The organism is Aequorivita xiaoshiensis, assembly GCF_022008395.1.
Classification (GTDB): Bacteria; Bacteroidota; Bacteroidia; order Flavobacteriales; family Flavobacteriaceae; genus Aequorivita; species Aequorivita xiaoshiensis.
Window position 1 is genome coordinate 22,808 of sequence record NZ_JAIRBB010000004.1, and the last position, 22,927, is coordinate 45,734.

Here is a 22,927-nt window from a genome sequence, read left to right on the forward strand (position 1 = left end):
TGGTTATTGTTATTAAGAAAGCAGGTAGCTTCAGTAAGCCTTAGTTTGCAGTGCATCATAAAGGTTAAGCTTGAATTCTTTGATAAATATATTCACTTTTGAATTTCCTGTCGGAATAAATCCAATCTTTTTTAAGTCCGTTTTGTAAGAATCCCGCTTTTTCAAAAAGTTTCATACTCCCTATATTATCTTCAGTAATGCCTGCGTGAATTTGATGAAGATTTAAATGTTTAAAAGCATAATTACAGGTTAGTTCTAACGCTTCATAAGCAAAACCTTTTCGTTTATTTTCATCAGAAAATATAACAATTCCCACCCCTGCTCTTAGATGTTTGGGATCAAAATCGAAAAGATCTATAAAGCCGATAATCGATTCGTCATCACTTTTACAAATTGTTAGACGCAATTGCTTTACATCGTAGATGTCGCGGTGACTGTTTTGTAAATATTGTTGAAGGATAAATCTAGAAAACGGTGTAGTAGTGTTACTAACTTCCCAAAGCGATTCGGTGTTTTCTAAAATATAGAGGAAATCTATATCGGAAGGTTCTAAAGCACGTAAATATAAATTCTCTCCTATTAGTGTCTTCATTTCCAAATTCCTTTAAAAACTTGAGTTGCTGGCCCTTCTAGATATACATTCTTATAACCTTTAGCAGTTTTTTCAAAACTAACCTGAAGGTTTCCTCCTGGGGTAATTAATGTTATATCGTTACTTGATGTCTTTCCAGTTTCAAACATTGCTATTGCTACAGCTGTAACACCTGTTCCACAGGATAGTGTTTCATCTTCAACACCGCGTTCATATGTTCTAACTGAAAAAGTGTCAGGATTTTCTTGTTCAACAAAATTTACATTTGAACCATTTTTACCATAAATATTATTGCGGATTTCTTTTCCTTGTCCAAAAACATTGAAGGTCTCAAGGTCGGAAACCAACTGAACGTGATGTGGCGACCCAGTATTTAAATAGATATAGTTTTCTGCAGTAGTTATCGTGTTAATATTATTCATCTTCAAAGAAACCCAATCACCTTCAACTGATGCTTCATGCAAACCATCTACAGCTTCAAAATTTGTGTTTTTTGAAATAATCCCCAAAAACTTTGCAAAGTGCACTATACATCTTCCACCGTTACCACACATTGTACTTAAGTTTCCATCACTATTATAGTACACCATTGTAAAATCTGCCGATGGATTGTTTTCTAATAACAATAAACCATCCGCACCAACTCCGAAACGACGGTCACAAATTTTTGCTACAAGAGCCGTATCTTCTTTCGGGAAGAACAAATCGCGATTATCTATAATCACAAAATCATTTCCTGTTCCTTGGTATTTATAAAAGGTGAATTCCATATCTGCGCAAAGATATAAAAAGCCACTACGAGTTGAAGGATAGTAATTGAGTTAAATACAAGTTAAATCAGATATTATGGCACACTATTTTCAGATAATGCTTGTTAAATTTGTTAAGCTGTGATAAAATTTGTTAGCAAAATGATTTTTCAATACATCTTACTCTTAGACAAGAAACATCTGAATTGCAGAATAATACAGCGTAAATGAAAAATATATTGAATTTAAAAAATTAGTATTAATTAAAAAATGTTATACAATGAAACAAACATTCCGTTTATTTCTAGTAGCGCTATTTGCGGGCGCCATTACACTAGGAGGCTATAAGTATCTAGAAGGCGAAGAGCGTATTTCATTTGCTCCGCAAGAAACATCAAAATTTATCCCGACTACCTATTTAGGAACTGCAGCTGAAATGAGTACCGATTTTACTGAAGCTGCTGAAAAAACAGTTCATGCGGTAGTTCACGTGAAAAATATTACTGTAAGTAGACAACCTACTAATATATTCGAGTTTTTTCAAGGTGGTGGTCAGCCAAGAGCTATGGTAGGTAGTGGTAGCGGAGTAATTATTTCGCCTGATGGATATATTATTACTAACAACCACGTAATTGCCAATGCTTCGAACCTAGAGGTTACTTTGAATAACAATAAGGTTTATAAAGCAAAACTAATAGGTACAGATCCTTCAACAGATATTGCACTTTTAAAAATTGATGATGATGAGGAACTTCCATTTATCCCCTTTGGAGATTCAAACAATATAAAGATTGGCGAATGGGTTCTCGCAGTAGGAAATCCATTTAATCTTACTTCAACAGTAACGGCAGGAATTATTAGTGCTAAAGCTCGGGATTTAAATCAATTTGATGGGAATCCACAGTCCTTTATTCAAACTGATGCTGCTGTAAATCGCGGAAATAGTGGAGGTGCTTTAGTAAATACGAGAGGTGAATTAATTGGGATAAATACCGCAATAACCTCAGAAACTGGGAGTTTTGTTGGATATTCCTTTGCTGTACCTTCAAACAATGCACGAAAAGTGATTGAAGATATTCTTGAATACGGTAATGTACAACGCGGAATTTTAGGTATACAAGTTGGCAACATAAATCCTCAAATCGCTGAAAAATATGGAATCACAGATACGGAAGGAGTTTTTGTTGGAGGCATAGAAAAAGGCAGCGGTGCAGACAAAGCTGGAATAAAAGAAGGTGACGTTATTAAGCAATTGGATGGATTTAAAGTTTCAAAATTTGCTGATCTTTCAGGGTATTTAGGTTCTAAAAGACCTAATGACATAGTTGAAGTAACTGTACTTCGAAACGGAAATGTGAAAACTCTAGCTGTTAAGCTTATAAAGCTAGAAACATTTTCAATGGATGATTTAGGATTAGAAGTAAAGAATATTACTGCTGAAGAATTAAAAGAACGCGGACTTAAAAACGGAGTAATTGTAACTCGTGCACTTACCCCTGAAATCGCACAATACAAGCTTGAAGGAATAATAATTACAAAAATCAACGATGAAACCGTAAAAGACATTGATGATGTAAAGCGAATTATGATGAATCGCAACACCCGCACACCTATTAAAATGACTTTCATGGATACAGCAGGAAGTATTAACACCTTTATATTTAGATAGATTATTTTCCAACAAAATTTGAATCAACTAAATGAAAAGGATTCTTGTTGGTTGAACGCAGTCGAGAACGTATAAGTGATATTTAACTTTTGGTTCTCGACTGTTCTTTTACAGTCTTTTATATACTTTTCAAGTATTGATTTTTATTTACTGTTTATATTTCTTCAAAATGATGAAAAAGAGTACTTTTGCAACAAATTTAAACCCTTAAATCCTTCCTTATGAGTTTTGATGACGTTTATGAAAAAGAACTGTCTTTTCAAACTGATCGCCGAAAAGCTTCAGTAGAATTTATTAAAATCATTAGCGACCTTTGGTACGATAAGTCCATTGAACTAGTTCTTTTCCGTAACCAACTTATAGACCGCAATGTGAGCGAAATATTAAACCTTCACGAATATGCGGGTGAATTTGTACAAAAGCCAATTTCAATTTTTGACTCTGTTGAAATTGCTCAAGCAATAAAAACGCTAGATCTTCCACCAGCTAAATTAGATATTGGAAAACTTACTTACGAATTCCACTTGGAAGACGATAAGTATTCAAACGCTCTTGCGTTTGTATCAGCAAAACTAAAAGACGCAAAAGAAGCTAAAACTGTTGTTCCTAAAGACGTAGTACTTTATGGATTTGGTCGTATTGGTCGTTTATTAGCTCGTGAGCTAATGGGCCGCACTGGTCAAGGTAATCAACTTCGTCTTCGTGCAATTGTAGTTCGCGGGAATGTAGATCAAACTGTATTAGATAAGAGAGCTTCATTACTTCAAAACGACTCTGTTCACGGTGAATTCCCAGGAACTGTTCGTACAGATCTTGAAAACAGTGCGTTAATTATTAATGGTACTAGAGTTCATATCATTTCAGCAAACAATCCTGAAGATATCGACTATACTAAATATGGAATTGAAGACGCCTTAATTATTGACAACACAGGAGCTTTCCGTGATGAAGAAGCTTTAGGCCGTCACTTAAAAGCTAAAGGTGCTTCAAAAGTATTATTAACTGCACCAGGTAAAGGAGTTCCAAATATCGTTCACGGTGTAAACCAAAACGAGCACGACCCTAACACAACTGATATATTTTCAGCTGCTTCTTGTACTACCAACGCTATAACGCCTATTTTAAAAGCGGTAGAAGATTCTTTTGGTGTAGTTCGTGGTCATCTAGAAACTATTCACGCATACACAAACGATCAAAATCTTGTAGATAATATGCACAAAAAATACCGTCGTGGTCGTGCTGCTGCATTAAACATGGTTATTACCGAAACTGGTGCTGGAAGTGCTGTTGCTAAAGCATTACCAGAATTAGCTGGTAAACTTACAAGCAATGCTATTCGTGTTCCTGTTCCTAATGGTTCACTTGTAGTATTAAACCTTGAGCTTGCTAAGCCAACTTCAGTTGAAGATATTAATTCTGTAATGAAGAAATACGCTTTAGAAGGTGATTTAGTTGAGCAAATTAAATACTCGTTAAGCAATGAGTTGGTATCTAGCGATATTGTTGGTTCTTCTGCTCCTGCCATTTACGATAGTAATGCAACTATCGCTACTGAAGATGGTAAAAACGTTGTACTATACATCTGGTATGATAATGAATACGGATATAGTCACCAAGTAATTCGCTTGGCGAAATATATTGCACAAGTAAGAAGATATACTTATTACTAGTAGTTAAATACAAGGGTAGATTTTAAATTCCCTTAGTTTATATCTTTGCGTCCTCACTGATTCTGTGATAAATTATCTCGAAATCATTAGGACGCAAAGTTTTTTTTATGACTTCAGTAACCGAACGTTAATAGGCTTTCTCTCAAATTTGTTTGATCATATATAGACGTATATACCACTCGAGATTGAGCGATTATACTTCAAAAAAAAGTGATTTATAATTTCATTTAAATTTTAAATTCTAATTTTCGCTTTTATCTTCCTTTTTTATTTAATAATCATTTAAATAAAACGCTAAATAATATTTCAGAATAATACAGTAAAATTGAAGATGTAAATGTTTTTATATTTCGCGGGGCTTCCAATATAAAAGAACTACACTTAAATAAAAACACTACAAAATCTCAAAAAACGCTTCTTAACATACCTTAAACTGATATTTTTATTGAAAGGAAAATGTTGTTTAAAACCTAATTAGTGAGTGATGTTGTTTTGAATAATCCAGAAGTGGCCTTTTCTTTAAAAAAAAATGAAACTAATGAAATAAGCATAAATGATTTGCCATTATCGTTTATGGAGCTCATAATGACAGACATTAACCGTCTGGAATTTTAACAGGGAAAATTGACTTTCTTAGAAAATTATAAGCAACTCAATATAATTTTTGAAATTAACGATTTAGCTCTTTACCCCGACAATTTGAGTAAGGTTGTTAAAAAGAAAGAACTACTTCCCCCTATCCGAACATCAGGTTTCACGCTTAGCAATACCAAGGTATTCTTAGAAGGTTATATAAATTTTTCAAAAAAGATCCCTGACATGAATCTGGTTTTTACAGCAGGTAACCCAGAAACAAGTAGTTTAACCGATTTCACAATTCACTACACAGGTTTAGAGTTTATGTAACGTAAATTCAGTATTAAATGTGAGGTAACCGTTATAAATGAATCATCAAAGGTTATGCTAGACAAATGTTTTCAAATACGGAATCAACAAGAAAGGCAGAAAATTTACAGTTGAATTCTGGGGTGGATATTCTGAGATTTTTAATTTTCTTTTAAAGAATCAGAACGCTGAAACATTCGAACAAACAGTGTTTTATGAAGGCAGTTTAAAAAATAAAAAATCGGATGCTTGGTTTCGTTTTGATGAATTTTTAAAAAGGCGTATTTATAAACTTTTTCTAAAAGCAACTACAAAATTAAAAATAAACTTATGAAACTTATGCCACAACAAGAACGTAAGGTATATAAGATGGTCCGAGATGAAGAACGCGCTAAACGCAAAAAGGAACGAGAAATCAAAAATAGTTGATTTTAAGAGTCAATTCCTTACTTTTACCCTATTAAAATCACTCATCAATTAAGTTTATCCTAATGCGAATCGATATAATTACCGTCCTACCAGAATTACTTAAAAGTCCGTTTGAAGCATCTATTTTAAAACGTGCCATAGAAAAAGGGTTAGTAGAAGTTCACACTCACAATCTTCGCGATTGGTCTACCAATGCTTATAAACAAATTGATGATTATCAATATGGTGGTGGTGCTGGAATGGTAATGATGATTGAACCCATTGATAAATGTATATCCGAATTAAAAGCAGAGAGAGATTACGATGAAATAATCTATATGACCCCAGATGGTAAAACTTTTAACCAACAAGTTGCTAATGAGCTTTCGCTAAAAGGAAACATTATTATCCTTTGCGGACACTACAAGGGTGTAGACCAACGTGTTCGCGATCATTTTATCACTAGGGAAATTTCTGTGGGCGATTTCGTGTTAAGCGGTGGCGAACTTGCTGCAGCCTTAGTTTGCGATGCAGTTATCCGATTGCTTCCTGGCGTATTAGGTGATGAAACTAGTGCTTTGACAGATTCTTTTCAAGATAATTTATTAGCACCACCTATCTATACCCGTCCAGCAGATTACAAAGGCTGGACTGTCCCTGAAGTTCTTACTAGTGGTCATGCTGCAAAAATTGAAGAATGGCGTGAAGAACAAGCTTATAAACGCACAAAAGATCGCAGGCCCGATTTATTAGATTAACATTTTATAAAACTATAAACTAATTAGTTTCTTATACCAAAGCACTTACTATTTAGTATAGTATTTTGTAAATTTGGTAATCACAAATAGGAATATAATTAAAATGAAAATATATACAAAAACTGGTGATGCAGGTACTACAGCTCTTTTCGGTGGCACACGCGTTCCTAAGCACAATATTAGAATTGAAAGTTACGGAACTGTAGATGAGCTAAATTCGTATTTAGGGTTAATTCGCACACAAGATATCGATTCTCGTAGTAAAGAAATTCTCACATTTATTCAAGATAGGTTATTTACACTCGGAGCAATTTTAGCTACTGATCCTGCGAAAGCTACTTTAAAAAGCGGAAAAGAGCGGTTAAACATCCCTAAAATTAAAGAAGAGGACATTGTCTTATTGGAAACGGAAATGGACAAAATGAATGATACACTACCCCCTATGACGCATTTCATTTTGCCAGGTGGTAACACCACAGTGTCATATTGTCACATTGCCCGTACGGTATGTCGTCGAGCTGAACGTAGAGCAACGCTTTTAAATGAAAATGAACCTGTTGACCACAGTGTGCTTATGTATTTAAACCGACTATCTGACTACCTATTTGTACTGGCACGAAAGTTGTCTAACGATAGCAACGCGGAAGAAACAAAGTGGATTCCGGAAAAATTATAATTGAATTAATTAAAAACTAGAAATAGCAGTATAACAGCATTTTAGCAAAAACAACTTATTAACAATGCCATGTACAACTGCTTGATAATCAAAGTTTAAAAAACGTTCTTTAAAATATTGTAGAAATAATTTAGTTTTTACTTGACTTTCTAAACTAAAAAATTATTTTTGCAGAAAACTAAAACCTAAAGTGCTATGTACTGGACATTAGAATTAGCATCATATTTAAGCGATGCACCCTGGCCCGCAACCAAAGATGAATTGATTGATTACGCGATCAGGACTGGTGCTCCACTAGAAGTAGTGGAAAACCTTCAGGCAATTGAAGACGAAGGAGACTCTTACGACTCTATTGAAGAGATTTGGGCGGATTATCCTACCGACGACGATTACCTTTGGAACGAGGATGAGTATTAATACCCAAAACGTTTTGGGAAACATTAAAAAATAATATAAAAAGTCTCTTCAAAGGGGCTTTTTTTTTATTCAAATTTTATTGAAAATAAACCACTATTCACGAATGCAAAATATAGTATTCGTGTATTTTTGGTGAAAAAACAATTATTGCAGATTCACAGTTGTAGGATTCTGAAATAATTCAACATTGACGAAATAGTGCTCTGCATCTGCATCACTTCAAAATAAATTAATATCATGGGAATATTAGATAATGTATTAAAAATATTTGTTGGCGATAAGTCTAAAAAAGACATCGGCCAAATACAACCGTTGGTGAACGAGGTAAAAAAACACGAAGCAGCCCTTGAAAAATTATCCCACGATGAGCTACGCGCAAAATCAGAGTTCTTTAAAAAAGAAATAAAAGACGCTCAAGCTGATATCCAAAAGCAAATTGATGATCTTGAAAAAGAGTCTGAAAACGAAGATGATATCAATAAGAAAGAAGAAATCTATAATCAAATAGATAAACTTAAGGACGATCGCTACGAGGTAGAAAAAGCGACTCTTACTAAAATTCTTCCTGAAGCTTTTGCTGTTATGAAAGAAACCGCAAAACGCTTTAAAAACAACGAAACAATTACTGTAACCGCTTCACCTTTCGATCGCGAGATTTCAGCAAATAAAGATTACGTAACGCTTGATGGCGATAAGGCTATTTGGAAGAACTCTTGGGATGCTGCCGGAAAACCTATTACCTGGGATATGGTGCATTACGATGTTCAGCTAATTGGTGGTATTGCACTCCACGAAGGGAAAGTTGCAGAAATGCAAACTGGGGAAGGTAAAACGTTAGTTGCTACCCTACCTATGTACCTAAATGCACTTGCTGGAAATGGAGTTCACCTCGTAACCGTAAACGATTATCTTGCAAAACGTGATAGCGCTTGGATGGCACCTTTATTCAATTTCCACGGAATGACAGTGGATTGTATAGATTATCATCGCCCAAATTCAGAAGAAAGAAGAAAAGCATATTTAGCCGATATTACGTACGGAACAAACAACGAATTTGGTTTCGATTACCTACGTGATAACATGGCGCACTCACCAAACGATCTTGTTCAACGCCCACATCACTACGCAATTGTCGATGAGGTTGATTCTGTATTAATTGATGATGCGCGTACACCACTTATTATTTCAGGACCAGTTCCAGAAGGTGATCGTCACGAATTCAACGAATTGAAACCACAGATTAAAAATATCGTTGAAGTTCAGAAAAAATATTTAACAGGTGTTCTAGCCGAAGCGAAGAAACTTATTAAAGAAGGAAACGAAAAAGAAGGTGGTTTCCAATTACTACGTGTTTATCGTGGATTACCAAAAAATAAAGCACTTATTAAATACCTTTCAGAAGAAGGTGTTAAGCAAATTCTTCAGAAAACGGAGAATCATTATATGAGTGATAACAATCGCGAAATGCCGAAGGTAGATGCCGAGCTGTATTTCGTGATTGATGAGAAAAACAATCAGATAGAACTTACCGACAAAGGTGTAGACTATCTATCAGGCGAAGGAGACTCTAATTTCTTCGTAATGCCAGAAATAGGATTAGAGATAGCTCAAATTGAAGCTAAAGGTCTTTCGAAAGAAGACGAGGTAGCAGCAAAAGAAGAGCTTTTTCGCGAATTCTCTGTTAAGAGTGAGCGTATCCACACTATGAATCAGCTTTTAAAAGCTTATACGCTTTTTGAAAAAGACGATCAATATGTAGTGATGGATAATAAAGTTATGATTGTAGACGAACAGACCGGTCGGATAATGGATGGTCGTCGTTACAGTGATGGACTTCACCAAGCAATTGAAGCGAAAGAAGATGTGAAAATTGAAGCAATGACTCAAACATTTGCGACAGTTACACTTCAAAATTACTTCCGTATGTACCGCAAATTATCTGGTATGACGGGTACAGCTGTTACAGAAGCAGGAGAACTTTGGGAAATCTACAAACTTGATGTGGTAGAAATTCCAACCAACCGCCCAATTGCACGTTTTGACCGCGAAGATAAAATTTATAAAACTAAACGTGAAAAATACAATGCTGTTGCCGAAGAGGTTACCGCACTTTCACAAGCAGGACGTCCGGTACTAATTGGTACCACTTCAGTAGAAATTTCAGAATTGTTAAGTAGAATGTTGAGTATTCGTAATATTCCTCATAACGTACTTAACGCGAAACTTCACAAACGTGAAGCAGATATCGTTGCTGAAGCTGGTAAAGCTGGTATTGTAACTATTGCTACAAACATGGCAGGTCGTGGTACCGATATTAAGTTAAGCAAAGAAGTAAAAGATGCCGGTGGACTAGCAATTATAGGTACCGAGCGTCACGATTCACGTCGAGTTGATAGACAGTTGCGTGGTCGTAGTGGTCGTCAAGGAGATCCAGGAAGTTCACAATTCTACGTTTCCTTGGAAGACAACCTAATGCGATTGTTCGGAAGCGAGCGTATTGCGAAGATGATGGATAGAATGGGCTTGAAAGAAGGCGAAGTTATTCAGCATAAAATGATTTCAAAATCTATTGAACGTGCCCAGAAAAAAGTAGAAGAAAATAACTTTGGTGTTCGTAAAAGACTACTTGAATATGATGATGTAATGAATGCGCAACGTGAAGTTGTTTACAAACGTCGTTACAATGCATTATTCGGAAACAGACTTCGAGTAGATATCGCAAATATGATTTTCGATACTTCTGAAGTGATCACTGAGTCTAACAAAATGGCTCAAGATTTCAAGAATTTTGAGTTCGAACTTATTCGTTATTTCTCAATGAGTTCTCCAATTACTGAAAAGGAATTTGAGAAAATGGATAGTAAGACCATTGCAGGTAAAGTTTACAAAGCTGCTTATGTTCATTATCAAGATAAAATGGCGCGTAACGCTGAAATGGCTTACCCAGTAATTAAGAATGTTTACGAGACTCAAAAAGATGTATACAAGCGAATCTTAGTGCCATTTACTGATGGTGTAAAAACATTAAATGTAGCGACAGATCTTGAGAAAGCATATGAAACTGAAGGAAAGCAATTAGTTAACGATTTTGAGAAAAACATCACCCTTGCTATTATAGACGATGCTTGGAAAACACATCTACGTAAAATGGATGAACTTAAGCAATCGGTACAACTTGCGGTTCACGAACAAAAAGATCCTTTATTAATTTATAAGTTTGAAGCTTTTGAATTGTTTAAGGAGATGATTGAGAAAGTAAATAAAGATGTTATTTCTTTCTTATTCAAAGGTGAGCTACCACAAGAAAACCAACAGCAAATTCAAGAGGCACGTGAAGTTAAACGTAAGGAAAAGCTAAGTGAACAGAAAGATGAAATCCCAAATATGGACGAGCGTGCTGCTCAATCTCGTGCGGCCGGAAATACGCAATCACAACAGCAGCAGGTAACTGAAACTATTGTACGCGAACATCCAAAAATCAATCGTAACGACAAAGTAACTATCAAACACGTTATGAGCGGCGAAAATAAGACCCTGAAATACAAACAAGCCATACCAATGCTAGACAAAGGTGATTGGGTATTGGTAAATGAATAATCGATATTAATTTCTTATAAAATATTAAATCCCGAAACTATTCTTTTCGGGATTTTTTATGTTTAAAAAAGCTATCTTTAGTTTAATTTTCTCAAAATAAGAGCGATGAAAAAAATTTATATAGAAATAAAATGGGCTTTTATTTATAGCATTACACTTTTAGCTTGGATGCTTTTAGAAAACACCCTTGGGTGGCATCAAGAAAGAATTGCAGATCAGTGGTGGCTGACATTATTATTTATTCCTTTCGCAGTTTTTATTTATTTACTAGCAGTAAGAGAAAAACGAAGAAGAGTTTACGACAGAAAAATGACTTGGCCTCAAGCATTTCTTTCAGGAGCAATTTTAAGTGTTTTTATAGCACTCCTCACTCCTATTAGTAGTTATATTATAAACAACTACATTACTCCTGAGTTATTTTTTAATGCTATGGATTACTCCACAAAAAATGTAGGAATGACGCAATCGGATGCAAATGAGTACGTTTTACTTACTACTTATTTATGGCAGTCTCCCATTGGAGCCTTAGCTTTTGGATTAGCAACTGCAGCAATTGTGGCGTTATTTGTTAGAAAGAAGTAAAAGCCATTGTTTTTGAAAATGGTAACTTTGACGTAAACTAGTCCTAATAGGCTATTTTCTATTTTATGCGATTTTTATTCACTTTTTTAATGGCTTTTTTTATTTCTGCTGCGACCCATGCTCAGGAAAATATTGCCATTAATGATTTGCTTAATGAAGCAAATGCTTCTACGTATTCTCATCCTGAACAGGCAGGAAAAATTGCTTCGTATATAGTTTCCCAAAATGAAAGCGATAAAATTCACGCACAAGCTAAATTAATACTTGCTAAGAGCTATTACGTTCGTGGAATCTACAACACAGCAATAAAAAATGCTTTGGAAGCTAAAGTTCTTGCTCAAAAGACTAACGATGAGGCTATAAAGTTTGAAACCCTAGTTTTCGCCATAAAATTGCTGCGAATTCTAGATTTAGAAACTGTAGCTGAAAAATATACAAACGAATTAATTACCTTAAAAAAGCATACAAAGAATAATGAGCTTATCCTAAAAATTGATGGGAAGTTAAAACAAGACGATGCTCTTGTACTTCTAAAAAGTGGCAAGTATTTGAAAGCTGATAAAAGCTTAAAAAACGCAGCCTCTTTGATTTCTAAAACTAAAGATAGTATTGCAAAAAATGAAATTGATATTGCAAAGTTTGATTTGCTACTAAAAAGTGAAAAACAACAGCCAAAGGATATAGCTTTAAAAGATTTTGAAACAATAAGCACTTCCGATTTTGAGAAGATACAAGTTTTAGATATTATTGGAAGACAGTATTTTCACGACAAGGAATACCAAAAAGCTATTTCAGGTTTTGAAGATGCTTTAGCCCTTTCTATTAACCTCCCTAATATTCAATTCAAAAATAAAAGCTTAGAAGGCTTATCTCTAAGCTATTTAGCTCTGGAAGACACTGATAGCTTCTTTAAATACAAACAGCAATCAAATTTGGTTTCAACACAAATTGTAACCGATAAAAATCTAGCTACAAATACAGTCTTTAATTTCATTAATTCATATTTAAATGATATTTCAGAAAGTAAAGTTCAACAATCTTATACTTCAATTTACGTTTTAGGTGGTTCATTAATTCTCCTGATTTTAATCGGTGTTAGTATAAATTATATGTACACCTCAAAAGCGAAAGAATATTTAACGATTTATAAATATATTTCTCCTAAACAAACTGATGAAAAACCTCAACCTAAAGTTGAGAACATTGATAAAAGCTCTATTATCCCAGAAGAAACAGAGCAAATGCTTCTTCAGAAGCTATCCAAGTTTGAAATGGGAAAAAAGTATACTAAACAAGAAATGAGTATTGCATTATTAGCTTCTCAATTTGATACAAATACTAAATATCTCTCAGAAGTAATTAATAGGCATAAAGGAAAAAACTTTAATGGATACATCAACGAACTGCGCATCAACTACATCATAGAAAAGCTTAAAACAGATCCTATTTATTTCAACTATAAAATAAGCTATCTAGCCGAAGAATGTGGTTTTTCATCACATAGTAGTTTTACTACCGTTTTTAAATCCGTTACCGGTATTTCCCCTACCAAGTTTATGAATTACCTACAGCATCAAAAAGAGTCGGCATGAGAGTAGAAAGTTTCTTTAAAGTCGTTTTGTGTTTTCATCTGTTGTTATTAGGAGTGGTTTCTACTGCTCAAAAAGACTTAGATAGTAGTATTACTGCCTCAAAGAATAAAATATTCGAAGATCCAGATAGGGCTATTTCTATTGGGAATGAAATTTATCTAAAAGCAACCCAACCAGAAACGAAGGTAAACGCTTTAATGCTTATAAGCAACGCTTATCTTTCTAAAAGAGATAATTTAAAATCGCTAGAATACGCTTTAAAAACCCGTGAATTTTTAAATGAAATAAGCAGTTTAAGAACTCGTATAAACGTTTTGAATACAATTGGAATGCAACATCAGCAACTTCGAATATACGACAAGTCTATTGAGTATCTAGATGAGGCGCTGCAATTGTCTAAGCAAATAACAAATCCAGATAGTCTATTTTCGGTTTTAGGATACAATTACACCATTCGCGGCTTTATTTATCGTGAACAAATGAGTTGCGAAATTGCTTTAAGCTATTTTGATAAAGCTTTTAATGAATTCGAAAAAAAACCCGAAGACAAAACCATGATTGCTAACTTGAGTACAATTACTTACAACAAAGGCAATTGTTTTCTTCAGCTTTCACAAGTTGATTCGGCTCGCGTGAATTTTAACAAATCTATAATTTACGCAGATGAAGTTGGTGCAAAAAGTTTATATGCTTTTGCTAAAAAAGGTTTAAGTGAAGTTTATACAATTGAAGGAAAGTATACCGAGGCCATAAAAGAATTAAAAGAAGCTGAGGAGGCTTCGAGTAATGTTGGCGATTTAATTTTAAATCAAGGTATCTATAAAAATTTATCCGATAATTATCTTGCAATAAACGATCATAAATTTTACAATTTATACTTCAAAAAGTATTCAGAAGTCCAAAAACGAATTACTAAAAAAGAACAAACAACTATTAACTCTTCAATAAATAATCTAATAGAAGATAGTTACTCATCCACTGAAAAAACACTATCAAATTTAAAAATTGTTCGGTGGGTGCTAATAATATTACTATTAATTTCAATTATAATTTTTGGAAGTTTCAGTATCAAAAATCATAAAAAATACAAAGAAGCTAAGGAAAAATTAGAAACTTTGAAGGCATAAACTTTGAAATCCTATTTCTGCGTTTAATATCTGTAAACGAACTTATTAAAGAGCTTTTATACTTTCAAATTTCGTGAATTTAAAAAGGACTACCCTTTTATTAAGGTAATTTAAGTCCTATATTCGACATCGTAAAATTTAAGCTAATTTATCTAATATTTAAGAATGAAAAAAAATACTTTTTTAATCAAAAGTTTGTTTTTAGGAGCTGCACTTTTTTTTGCCTCTAATACACAAGCGCAAGTAGAATTAAAAATACTTACCGAAATGGGTACTCGTTTTAGCGATGTAAACGATGACGGGAAAGGTGTAACAACAGCACAGTATTACGATTTTGCAACAGGAGAATTAACCCCAATGGAACCAGAAGCCCTATTATTAACTTCCATTAATAATGATGAGAATGTTGCCGGAATTATAGAGGTTAACAGTAATATGGAAGCTGGTTATAAAATTAATGGAGAGTGGAAAGGTGTTGGTTTTACGCCACAACAAGATCCTTCGAACGATCAAAATTTCCCATATGGGATTTCTGATGATAGTCGCTATATAACTGGTCAAGGTAATGAAGGTGTAAATTATGGAGGTTTTCTTTTCGATACACAAACTGAAGAATTAGTTGTAAGATTAGATCCTCAAGGTGAAGCAGGAGCTTCTTATGGAGTAAATAATAACGGAATCATGGTTGGCTGGGTTGATCGTCCTGACGGAGGTGGAACTTTACGCGTACCAGCTTATATAACTACAGATGGTGAGTTCCATACTATTCCCGAAAATCAATCCCCAACAGTGTCTTGGGATAATGCAATTTACGGAATTAACAATAACAACGTAATGGTAGGAAGTTTTGATTTAGAACCATTTATGTACGACCTTACAGCAAACACTTTCACTAGTTTCGAAATTCCTCAAGACGCATTGAGCGCAGCTTTCTCTACAATATCAGATAACGGAGTTGCAGTAGGATATGCCGAAGTAGACTTTCAAGTAAGAGATGCTATAATTTATCACCCAACATTGGGTGAGCAACCATTGTATTTAAAAGACGTATTGGCAGACAATGGAATAACAGTCGATACTCCTGACGGCTATTTAGGAACGGCAATTTCAGTATCATCTAATGGAAAGTACATTGCCGGGTGGTTAAATGGACCACCGATGAATGCCGAAGGATGGATGGTAAATCTTGACGATTTAATACTTGGAACTGCTACATTACAAACTACAACAGTTTCTTACTACCCTAATCCAGTAAAAGATGTTCTAAACTTAAATACTAAAGAAGCGATTAGTTCGGTTGCCGTTTACAATGTAACAGGTCAGAAAGTTGCTAACGTAAGTATAAGCGAAAACAATACTCAAGTAGATTTTTCAAATCTTGCCTCTGGTGTTTACTTTGTAGAAGTAAAAAGCAATGGAAGTGTAGAAAATTTAAAAGTAATTAAAGAGTAATTAGACTCCCCCTCTAGTTTTTATTAACAAAAAGCCTCTTTTTAAGTTTTAAAAAGAGGCTTTTTTATTGTTTTTCCTAAAATACTCTCTTATAGGAATTAAGGTTCCTATAGCTAGCATCTTTTTTGGTATAAACAATTTAATAAAAGTCATTTACAGATTATCTTAGATATGGTAATCAGTCGAATAATTTGTTTTTTAATAAACTTGAAATTCTCACAAAACTATGGGATTCTCAATATCCTTAACAAATACTCACAATAAACGTTAAATCACTAGAATTTTTTTATAATAAAAATAAGATAACATTACAAAACATTTAAGATATAAAATTTCAATTGCCGCTTATTTATAGTAACTTTGATAAAATTGAAAAAATATGAAACAGAAATACGCAGACTTTGATAAACTTAACCGTTTATTGGTGGCATGTTTTGAAGCAGAAAAGTTATATTACAATGCTGCTTTAGATGCCCAAACCACAGAATTAAAGCGGTTTTTGAACTATATGGCGGTTGAGAGAAATAGAATGAGCCATGATATTAGCAACGAACTTCATTCGCGTGATATTGAACCTTTAAAAGAAGATTCTAACAAGGGTAATTTAGACCGTACTTGGCAAGAAATAAAAGAAGCTTTAGAAAATTTTCACGCTGAAACAATTGTAAATTCTTGTATTAGCCGAGATCGCAACAATATTAAACGATATGACGAACTTTTGGAACGAAGGGAATTACCAGATGGTATTCTTAAATTACTAGAAAAGCACAAGTATCAGTTAGAATGGTACATAAAACAAGCTAAACAACATACTCAAACATCCCCTTTTGCGGAAGGTGATAAAGAAGATAATCAAAACGAACAGAAAGATTCCAAAGTCATTAATCTCAAAGCTATGTAATAAAAAAAGCCCTGACTCACAGGGCTTTTTTTTATTGTTTAATTTTAAAATTACTCGTCCAGCAGTAAATTTAAAGTTACGGTAATATTATCACGAGTTGCTCTGGAATATGGACAAACTTCATGTGCCATATTCACTAAATTTTCACCAGTTTCAACATCCACTCCTGGTAGGTAGCAATCTAAAGTTGCTTTTAACTGAAGGTTATCCTCCTTTGTCTTTCCAATTTCAATATTGGCCGTTACACTCACATCACCTTCAAGTTTTACATTTTCTCTTTCTGCAACTAACTGTAGTGCGCCACCAAAGCACGCAGCATAGGCACTTCCAAAAAGCTGCTCTGGGTTAGTACCCTTTCCACCATCACCTCCAAGTCCCTTAGGAGTTGAAAGTTCTAAATCTATTTTTTTATCCTCTGATGATACGTGACCTTTTCTTCCTCCTACCGCTGTAGATGAAGCTTCATATAACTTTTTCATTTCTTTGTAATTTTGTTAATATTAAATTCCAATATACTATGTTAAACCCGTTTTTAAAAAAACATATTCATAAATTTGTCCTAAATTCACGGTGTGGCTAAGAAAATTAAAAATACAAGTGCATTAAAAGAGAAAGAAGGCGTTACACAACCTAATACATTGAATATGGAGGTTGTTAATAAACTTCGAACTCTAAAAAAGAAGGAATTAAATGTTGATGGTTTAATTTCAGGAATCTTAAATGGAAATCAAACTGCCTTAAGCCAAGGAATTACTATAATCGAAAGCAAGGCTAAAAAACACCAACTTCTAGCTAAATCGCTAATTGAAAAGTCTTTGCCCCACGCAAATAAATCAATCCGTATTGGGATTACAGGGGTTCCAGGGGTTGGTAAAAGCACCTTTATTGAAAGTTTTGGAAAGTTATTAATTTCCAAAGGCAAAAGAGTCGCAGCACTTACGGTAGATCCTAGTAGCAGTATTAGCAAAGGAAGTATATTAGGTGATAAAACCCGAATGGAAGAATTGGTTAAAGAGCCTAATGCCTTTATTAGACCTTCCGCAAGTGGAAGCACTTTAGGTGGTGTAGCGAGAAAAACGCGTGAAACAATTATTTTGTGTGAAGCTGCAGGGTTTGATGTTATTTTAATTGAAACTGTTGGTGTTGGTCAAAGTGAAACAGCAGTTCACTCTATGACCGATTTCTTTCTTTTGTTAAAACTTGCTGGTGCAGGTGATGAATTACAAGGAATAAAACGCGGTATAATGGAAATGGCAGATTCCATAGTTATTAATAAAGCTGATGGAGAAAACCTCAAGGCTGCTAAGATGGCTAAAAATGAATTTAACCGCGCCCTGCACCTCTACCCTCCCAAAGAAAGTGGATGGAATCCAAAAACTCTTTTGTCTAGCGCATTGAATAACGAAGGCATTGAGGAAGTCTGGGAAGTTGTTTCTAAATATTTTGAAAAAACTCAGGAAAACGGGTATTTTCAACATAAAAGAAAAGAACAGAACAAGTTTTGGCTTATGCAGACTATTGAAAGCAGGCTGAAAAGTAATTTTTATGCTCGACCTTCAATTAAAATTGAATTAGAGAAGCAATTAATCGCTATCGATGAAAATAGAACTACCCCTTTTGAAGCTGCGGAAAAGTTATTAAATCTATAATAATCTTACTTAAAATTCTTTTTAAACCATTCAACTTGAGCTTCTAAGCCTTTGCGTAAATCTGTTTTTGGATTGTAATTTAAAAGATTTCTTGCCTTATCGATATTAGCCTTAGTTCTCGATTGATCCCCGGCACGAGGTGGTTTCTTATCAAAATTTATTTTTTCTTTGAGAATATCTTCAACCGTTGAAATTCCTTCAGCAGTTGTACTTTCTGTTTCAGTACCTAAATTGAAAATCTCCCCATTACAAATAACTTCTTTACCGATAACGCTTATAATTCCGTCGACAATGTCTTGCACATAAGTAAAACTACGAAGGTGCTTTTCACTTCCATTAAATAAAGGAAACGGTTTATTATTTAAAGCACAATCTATTAATCTTGTGTATAGTTTATCAGGTCTTTCTCGAGGTCCATATACCGAAAAAAGTCTTAGAGAAGTTGCTTGTAATTTCATTTCACGGCTTTTTGCCAAAGCTAATTGCTCGGCGGCTAATTTTGTAACCCCATACCAAGACGCAGGTTTTGCAGTAGTTGTTTCAGGAAATGTAGCTTCAAGACCGTATATCGATGAAGTTGCAATATTTACAAAAAACGGTTTTTGTGATAAGCTTTCCGCAAATTCTAATAAACGTTGAGTTCCCAAAATATTATTACTGCAATAATCTTCGAAAGTGGAAGTATTTGAAATGCCCGGATGTGCAGCAAAATGAAATATATAATCTAGGTTTTCAGGAATTTTGCTGCTTAAATCATCAGTCCGTAGGTCTAGTTTTAGAACTTCAATATGTTTTTCGGCTAAGGCTTTCGCATTTAACTCTTTTAACTGTATATTGTAATAAGGTGAAAAATTATCAACCCCAATTACATCATGACCCACAGCCTTCAATCTTTCTGCAGTATGTGAACCTATAAACCCGGCAGCTCCTGTAACAAGTATTTTCATTTATTTATTTTTCAATCAAGACTGAAGAAAATCCCAAACCACAACAAGTACAATATTTAAATCTCATTTTATTGCTCTTAGGGCTTGTGTACACTTTTCTTTTCCTTGCAAAATAACATCTTTTTAAACAAACACTTTTACCTTTCGCAACTTTACTTTCATTAAACAAAGTAAAATTTTGACGATGCTCGATATTCATCAATTAATAAACCTATAAACTTCTCAACTAAAAACTTACATTTGCAAAAATCTTTTCAATTTATTACATGTACGAATTCACAATCATTGTACCCGTTTATAACGAGGAAGAAAACTTAGAAAGAGTTGAAAAGGAACTATTAGCATATACCAAAATCGCTTCTAAAAAGACATCCATACTGTTTGTTAACGATGGTTCAAGTGATAATAGCCAAACTTTAATTGAAGCTATATGTAAAAGGAATAATGCTTTTAATTTTATTTCTTTCAAAGATAATCGAGGGTTAAGCGCAGCAATTAAAGCTGGATTTGACACTGTTGAAAGTCCGTTAGTGGGTTACATTGACAGTGATTTACAAACCGACCCAGAAGATTTCAACCTACTTTTAAAACACATTGGTGAGTACGATCTTGTTACTGGGGTTCGTGCCGATAGAAAAGACAAGTTTGTAAAAAACATGTCGTCTAAAATTGCAAACGGTATCCGCCGCACATTTACTCATGATGGAATGGACGACACAGGATGTCCTTTAAAAGTTATAAAAACAGACTATGCCAAACGTATTCCTATGTTTAAAGGGCTTCATCGTTTTTTACCTGCAATGATTTTATTACAAAACGGAAAAATTATCCAAGTTCCTGTTAAGCATTTTCCTAGAATGGCGGGTACGGCTAAATTCGGGCTATGGAATCGTTTGATTGGGCCTTTAATAGATTGTTTTGCGTACTTATGGATGAAAAAGAAATACATCAATTACGAGATTAAAAGTAAAGGATGAGTAGCTGGCTTATTTATAGCATTGGTTTTTTAGCTCAAATTCTTTTTAGCGGAAGACTATTACTTCAATGGATTCTTTCCGAAAAAAGCAAGCGAATTATCACTCCTTCCACATTTTGGAAACTAAGTTTATTCGCTTCATTTCTACTTTTTGTTTACGGATATCTAAGAGACGACTTCGCAATAATGTTAGGGCAAGCGCTCACTTATTACATCTATATTCGAAATTTACAACTACAAGGGGAATGGCAGAAATCTCCTAAGTTATTGCAACTATTTCTAATTATATTTCCGGTGCTTATTGTAATATTCGCTTATAACAACGGCCAATACGACCTCAATAAACTCTTTAATAACCAAAATATTCCGTTTTGGTTACTTTTACTTGGTATTGTTTCGCAGGTTTTGTTCACTCTAAGATTTATTTATCAATGGTTTGTATCAGAAAGAACAAGAAAATCTCAGCTTCCTGTAGGATTTTGGAGAATGAGCGTAATAGGAGCTTCACTAATTTTAATCTATGCCATATTTAGAAAAGATCCTGTGTTATTTGTTGGGCATATAGCTGGATTGGTAATTTATGTTCGAAATATTTTCATTTGGAAAAAACAAGTTGATAATGAAAATTGAAAGAAATTATTTAGTGCTTCTTATAATTACTTGCGCAGCCATTTTCTTTGTAAACTTAGGCTCTTTGCCTGTAAATATAATGGAAGCTCGCAACTTCATTACGGCACGCGAAATGCTTACCGACGGCAATTGGTTGCTAACCACAATAAACGGAGAGCCACGCTATCAAAAACCTCCATTGCCCACTTGGTTAACGGCTTTTTCTGCAGCAATTTTCGGAATAAAATCAGTTTGGGCTTTACGTCTTCCCGCAGCCATTATGTCGCTTGTTCTAGTTTTAATCTCATTCAAATTTGCACAAAAACTTACATCTGAAAAGCTGTATTCTTTTATCAGTGCGCTGGTTATGGCAACTTCATTTTATATAGTGGCATCTGCACGCGACGGCCAATGGGATATTTACACTCATGGATTTATGATGTTGTGTATTTATATGTTGTTTCGCTTTTTTTCTGATGACATAACTAGACATCGTGAAGAAAATAACCAATATCGAAATGCACTTTTAGCAGGACTGTTTTTTGGATTTTCATTTTTAAGCAAAGGCCCTGTTTCATTTTATGCATTACTTCTACCTTTTCTAATTTCGTTTGGGATAGTTTATAGGTTTAGAGATTTAAAATCAAGATGGCTTCCTTTATTGCTATTTGTTGTAGTTGCAGCTATTATTTCTAGTTGGTGGCACTGGTACACCCTTACTTTTGATCCTGTAGCAATAGAAATCACCAAAAAAGAAACTACCAACTGGATTAGTTACGAAATAAAACCGTTTTATTACTATTGGAGCTTTTTTACTCAAAGTGGCGTTTGGACTATCCCAGCATTTGTAGCATTACTATATCCTTATTTAAAAAATCGCGTATTCAATAAAAAAGCTTATCTCTTTACTTTTCTTTGGACGATGATTTCAGTTGTCTTACTTTCTTTAATTCCAGAAAAAAAATCGAGATACTTATTGCCCGTCCTTATTCCAATGGCACTAAACACTGGATTTTATATTGAATATCTTTTCAGAAAGTTTAAGGAATTAACTGAAAAACGAGAAACAATTCCAGTTTATTTTAACTTCGGACTTATCGCTTCTATAGGAATAATTTTTCCAATTGGCGGATATCTGTTTTTGGAAGATGGTCTCGAAGGAAATTGGCTTTGGTTTGTGCTCCTTTCAATAACTCTTGTGATAATTGGAGTTTTTATGTTCCGAAACCTTTTCAGAAGAAAAATATCAAATGTATTTTATTTAACAATTGCATTTATTGTTGCAGTTATTTGGTTTGGACTACCACTAAGTAATGCTATTACAAACAATCCTGAATACAAATCATTTTCAGAATTATATACTTTTGGCAAAACTGAAGGGTTACGTATTTATGAGTTTTCTGATATGACTCCAGAACTTATTTGGGATTACGGTGAAAAGATGACGATTTTAAAAGAAGATGATAATGTTATGATTCCAGAAGAAAGCAAGTTTGGTGTTATGGTTTCTGAAAACAATCTAGAGAATTTCAATAATACTTTTGTCGATTACCACAAAGAACTTGTAAAGCGATACGATATGAATCCAAAAGATTCTGACAGCCGCACTCACAAAAACAGATTGTATAGAGATTTGTTTATTGTATCGAAAAAATAAATATTTCAAACCTG

Annotated in this window: 20 protein-coding genes; 16 read left to right on the top strand and 4 right to left on the bottom strand. The window is 34.1% G+C overall.

The window, feature by feature from the left end:
- Positions 1 to 64: 64 nt before the first annotated feature.
- Complete coding sequence (locus K8344_RS06655) at positions 65 to 592, bottom strand: GNAT family N-acetyltransferase (RefSeq protein ID WP_237607963.1); 528 nt, start codon at positions 590 to 592, stop codon at positions 65 to 67.
- The gene (gene dapF / locus K8344_RS06660) at positions 589 to 1,362 is read right to left on the bottom strand and encodes a diaminopimelate epimerase (protein WP_237607964.1); all 774 of its coding nucleotides are present in this window, start codon (positions 1,360 to 1,362) and stop codon (positions 589 to 591) included. Before dapF ends, K8344_RS06655 begins: the two co-directional genes overlap by 4 nt.
- A gap of 259 nt (positions 1,363 to 1,621) precedes the next feature.
- Here dapF and K8344_RS06665 point away from each other — a divergent pair, with 259 nt between their 5' ends.
- From K8344_RS06665 to K8344_RS06720, 12 genes are all read left to right on the top strand, one after another.
- A complete protein-coding gene (locus tag K8344_RS06665) occupies positions 1,622 to 3,010 on the top strand; it encodes a trypsin-like peptidase domain-containing protein (RefSeq protein WP_237607965.1) in 1,389 nt (462 codons plus the stop codon).
- A gap of 221 nt (positions 3,011 to 3,231) precedes the next feature.
- Complete coding sequence (locus K8344_RS06670) at positions 3,232 to 4,680, top strand: glyceraldehyde-3-phosphate dehydrogenase (RefSeq protein WP_237607966.1); 1,449 nt, start codon at positions 3,232 to 3,234, stop codon at positions 4,678 to 4,680.
- Positions 4,681 to 5,304: 624 nt separating this feature from the next.
- Positions 5,305 to 5,586, top strand: coding sequence for a hypothetical protein (locus K8344_RS06675; protein ID WP_237607967.1), 282 nt, complete (start codon positions 5,305 to 5,307; stop codon positions 5,584 to 5,586).
- Between the two features lie 470 nt (positions 5,587 to 6,056).
- A complete protein-coding gene (gene trmD / locus K8344_RS06680; protein ID WP_237607968.1) occupies positions 6,057 to 6,731 on the top strand; it encodes a tRNA (guanosine(37)-N1)-methyltransferase TrmD in 675 nt (224 codons plus the stop codon).
- Positions 6,732 to 6,834: 103 nt separating this feature from the next.
- Entirely contained in the window at positions 6,835 to 7,407 is a 573-nt protein-coding gene (locus K8344_RS06685) for a cob(I)yrinic acid a,c-diamide adenosyltransferase (RefSeq protein ID WP_237607969.1), read from the top strand.
- 195 nt (positions 7,408 to 7,602) lie between these two features.
- On the top strand, positions 7,603 to 7,824 hold the full coding sequence (locus K8344_RS06690) for a DUF2795 domain-containing protein (RefSeq protein ID WP_014782927.1): 222 nt from the start codon (positions 7,603 to 7,605) through the stop codon (positions 7,822 to 7,824).
- 237 nt (positions 7,825 to 8,061) lie between these two features.
- The gene (gene secA, locus K8344_RS06695) at positions 8,062 to 11,421 is read left to right on the top strand and encodes a preprotein translocase subunit SecA (RefSeq protein WP_237607970.1); all 3,360 of its coding nucleotides are present in this window, start codon (positions 8,062 to 8,064) and stop codon (positions 11,419 to 11,421) included.
- Positions 11,422 to 11,526: 105 nt separating this feature from the next.
- A complete protein-coding gene (locus K8344_RS06700; protein ID WP_237607971.1) occupies positions 11,527 to 12,003 on the top strand; it encodes a DUF4199 domain-containing protein in 477 nt (158 codons plus the stop codon).
- An 89-nt stretch (positions 12,004 to 12,092) separates the two neighbouring features.
- Positions 12,093 to 13,595: a helix-turn-helix domain-containing protein gene (locus K8344_RS06705; protein ID WP_237607972.1), complete on the top strand. Its 1,503-nt coding sequence runs from the start codon at positions 12,093 to 12,095 to the stop codon at positions 13,593 to 13,595.
- Positions 13,592 to 14,722, top strand: a complete 1,131-nt coding sequence (locus K8344_RS06710) for a tetratricopeptide repeat protein (RefSeq protein ID WP_237607973.1) — start codon at positions 13,592 to 13,594, stop codon at positions 14,720 to 14,722. The genes K8344_RS06705 and K8344_RS06710 overlap by 4 nt, the downstream gene beginning before the upstream one ends.
- Before the next feature lie 165 nt (positions 14,723 to 14,887).
- Entirely contained in the window at positions 14,888 to 16,174 is a 1,287-nt protein-coding gene (locus K8344_RS06715) for a T9SS type A sorting domain-containing protein (RefSeq protein WP_237607974.1), read from the top strand.
- A 379-nt stretch (positions 16,175 to 16,553) separates the two neighbouring features.
- Positions 16,554 to 17,075: a DUF2383 domain-containing protein gene (locus K8344_RS06720; RefSeq protein WP_237607975.1), complete on the top strand. Its 522-nt coding sequence runs from the start codon at positions 16,554 to 16,556 to the stop codon at positions 17,073 to 17,075.
- A gap of 50 nt (positions 17,076 to 17,125) precedes the next feature.
- On the opposite strand, the gene K8344_RS06725 is transcribed toward K8344_RS06720, so the two are convergent.
- Positions 17,126 to 17,554 carry an organic hydroperoxide resistance protein gene (locus K8344_RS06725; protein WP_237607976.1) on the bottom strand — a complete coding sequence of 143 codons (429 nt, stop codon included), beginning with the start codon at positions 17,552 to 17,554 and terminating at the stop codon, positions 17,126 to 17,128.
- A gap of 93 nt (positions 17,555 to 17,647) precedes the next feature.
- Between K8344_RS06725 and meaB the strand changes: the two genes are divergently transcribed.
- Positions 17,648 to 18,724: a methylmalonyl Co-A mutase-associated GTPase MeaB gene (gene meaB, locus K8344_RS06730; RefSeq protein WP_237607977.1), complete on the top strand. Its 1,077-nt coding sequence runs from the start codon at positions 17,648 to 17,650 to the stop codon at positions 18,722 to 18,724.
- A gap of 5 nt (positions 18,725 to 18,729) precedes the next feature.
- Here meaB and K8344_RS06735 read toward each other — a convergent pair whose 3' ends face one another.
- A complete protein-coding gene (locus K8344_RS06735) occupies positions 18,730 to 19,671 on the bottom strand; it encodes an NAD-dependent epimerase/dehydratase family protein (RefSeq protein WP_237607978.1) in 942 nt (313 codons plus the stop codon).
- A gap of 266 nt (positions 19,672 to 19,937) precedes the next feature.
- On the opposite strand from K8344_RS06735, the gene K8344_RS06740 reads away from it, so the two are divergent.
- The 3 genes from K8344_RS06740 to K8344_RS06750 are packed head-to-tail and all read left to right on the top strand — an operon-like array spanning position 19,938 to position 22,913.
- The gene (locus K8344_RS06740) at positions 19,938 to 20,648 is read left to right on the top strand and encodes a glycosyltransferase family 2 protein (RefSeq protein WP_237607979.1); all 711 of its coding nucleotides are present in this window, start codon (positions 19,938 to 19,940) and stop codon (positions 20,646 to 20,648) included.
- Positions 20,645 to 21,277, top strand: coding sequence for a lipid-A-disaccharide synthase N-terminal domain-containing protein (locus K8344_RS06745; RefSeq protein ID WP_237607980.1), 633 nt, complete (start codon positions 20,645 to 20,647; stop codon positions 21,275 to 21,277). Before K8344_RS06740 ends, K8344_RS06745 begins: the two co-directional genes overlap by 4 nt.
- A complete protein-coding gene (locus K8344_RS06750; protein ID WP_237607981.1) occupies positions 21,267 to 22,913 on the top strand; it encodes an ArnT family glycosyltransferase in 1,647 nt (548 codons plus the stop codon). The genes K8344_RS06745 and K8344_RS06750 overlap by 11 nt, the downstream gene beginning before the upstream one ends.
- Positions 22,914 to 22,927 lie beyond the last annotated feature (14 nt).

What these genes read in the sequence shown, in the direction of transcription:
- K8344_RS06655 (WP_237607963.1), bottom strand. Translation starts at nt 592, where the DNA reads ATGAAGACACTAATAGGAGAGAATTTATATTTACGTGCTTTAGAACCT.
- dapF (WP_237607964.1), bottom strand. Translation starts at nt 1,362, where the DNA reads ATGGAATTCACCTTTTATAAATACCAAGGAACAGGAAATGATTTTGTG.
- K8344_RS06665 (WP_237607965.1), top strand. Translation starts at nt 1,622, where the DNA reads ATGAAACAAACATTCCGTTTATTTCTAGTAGCGCTATTTGCGGGCGCC.
- K8344_RS06670 (WP_237607966.1), top strand. Translation starts at nt 3,232, where the DNA reads ATGAGTTTTGATGACGTTTATGAAAAAGAACTGTCTTTTCAAACTGAT.
- trmD (WP_237607968.1), top strand. Translation starts at nt 6,057, where the DNA reads ATGCGAATCGATATAATTACCGTCCTACCAGAATTACTTAAAAGTCCG.
- K8344_RS06685 (WP_237607969.1), top strand. Translation starts at nt 6,835, where the DNA reads ATGAAAATATATACAAAAACTGGTGATGCAGGTACTACAGCTCTTTTC.
- K8344_RS06690 (WP_014782927.1), top strand. Translation starts at nt 7,603, where the DNA reads ATGTACTGGACATTAGAATTAGCATCATATTTAAGCGATGCACCCTGG.
- secA (WP_237607970.1), top strand. Translation starts at nt 8,062, where the DNA reads ATGGGAATATTAGATAATGTATTAAAAATATTTGTTGGCGATAAGTCT.
- K8344_RS06700 (WP_237607971.1), top strand. Translation starts at nt 11,527, where the DNA reads ATGAAAAAAATTTATATAGAAATAAAATGGGCTTTTATTTATAGCATT.
- K8344_RS06705 (WP_237607972.1), top strand. Translation starts at nt 12,093, where the DNA reads ATGGCTTTTTTTATTTCTGCTGCGACCCATGCTCAGGAAAATATTGCC.
- K8344_RS06710 (WP_237607973.1), top strand. Translation starts at nt 13,592, where the DNA reads ATGAGAGTAGAAAGTTTCTTTAAAGTCGTTTTGTGTTTTCATCTGTTG.
- K8344_RS06715 (WP_237607974.1), top strand. Translation starts at nt 14,888, where the DNA reads ATGAAAAAAAATACTTTTTTAATCAAAAGTTTGTTTTTAGGAGCTGCA.
- K8344_RS06720 (WP_237607975.1), top strand. Translation starts at nt 16,554, where the DNA reads ATGAAACAGAAATACGCAGACTTTGATAAACTTAACCGTTTATTGGTG.
- K8344_RS06725 (WP_237607976.1), bottom strand. Translation starts at nt 17,554, where the DNA reads ATGAAAAAGTTATATGAAGCTTCATCTACAGCGGTAGGAGGAAGAAAA.
- K8344_RS06735 (WP_237607978.1), bottom strand. Translation starts at nt 19,671, where the DNA reads ATGAAAATACTTGTTACAGGAGCTGCCGGGTTTATAGGTTCACATACT.
- K8344_RS06740 (WP_237607979.1), top strand. Translation starts at nt 19,938, where the DNA reads ATGTACGAATTCACAATCATTGTACCCGTTTATAACGAGGAAGAAAAC.
- K8344_RS06745 (WP_237607980.1), top strand. Translation starts at nt 20,645, where the DNA reads ATGAGTAGCTGGCTTATTTATAGCATTGGTTTTTTAGCTCAAATTCTT.
- K8344_RS06750 (WP_237607981.1), top strand. Translation starts at nt 21,267, where the DNA reads ATGAAAATTGAAAGAAATTATTTAGTGCTTCTTATAATTACTTGCGCA.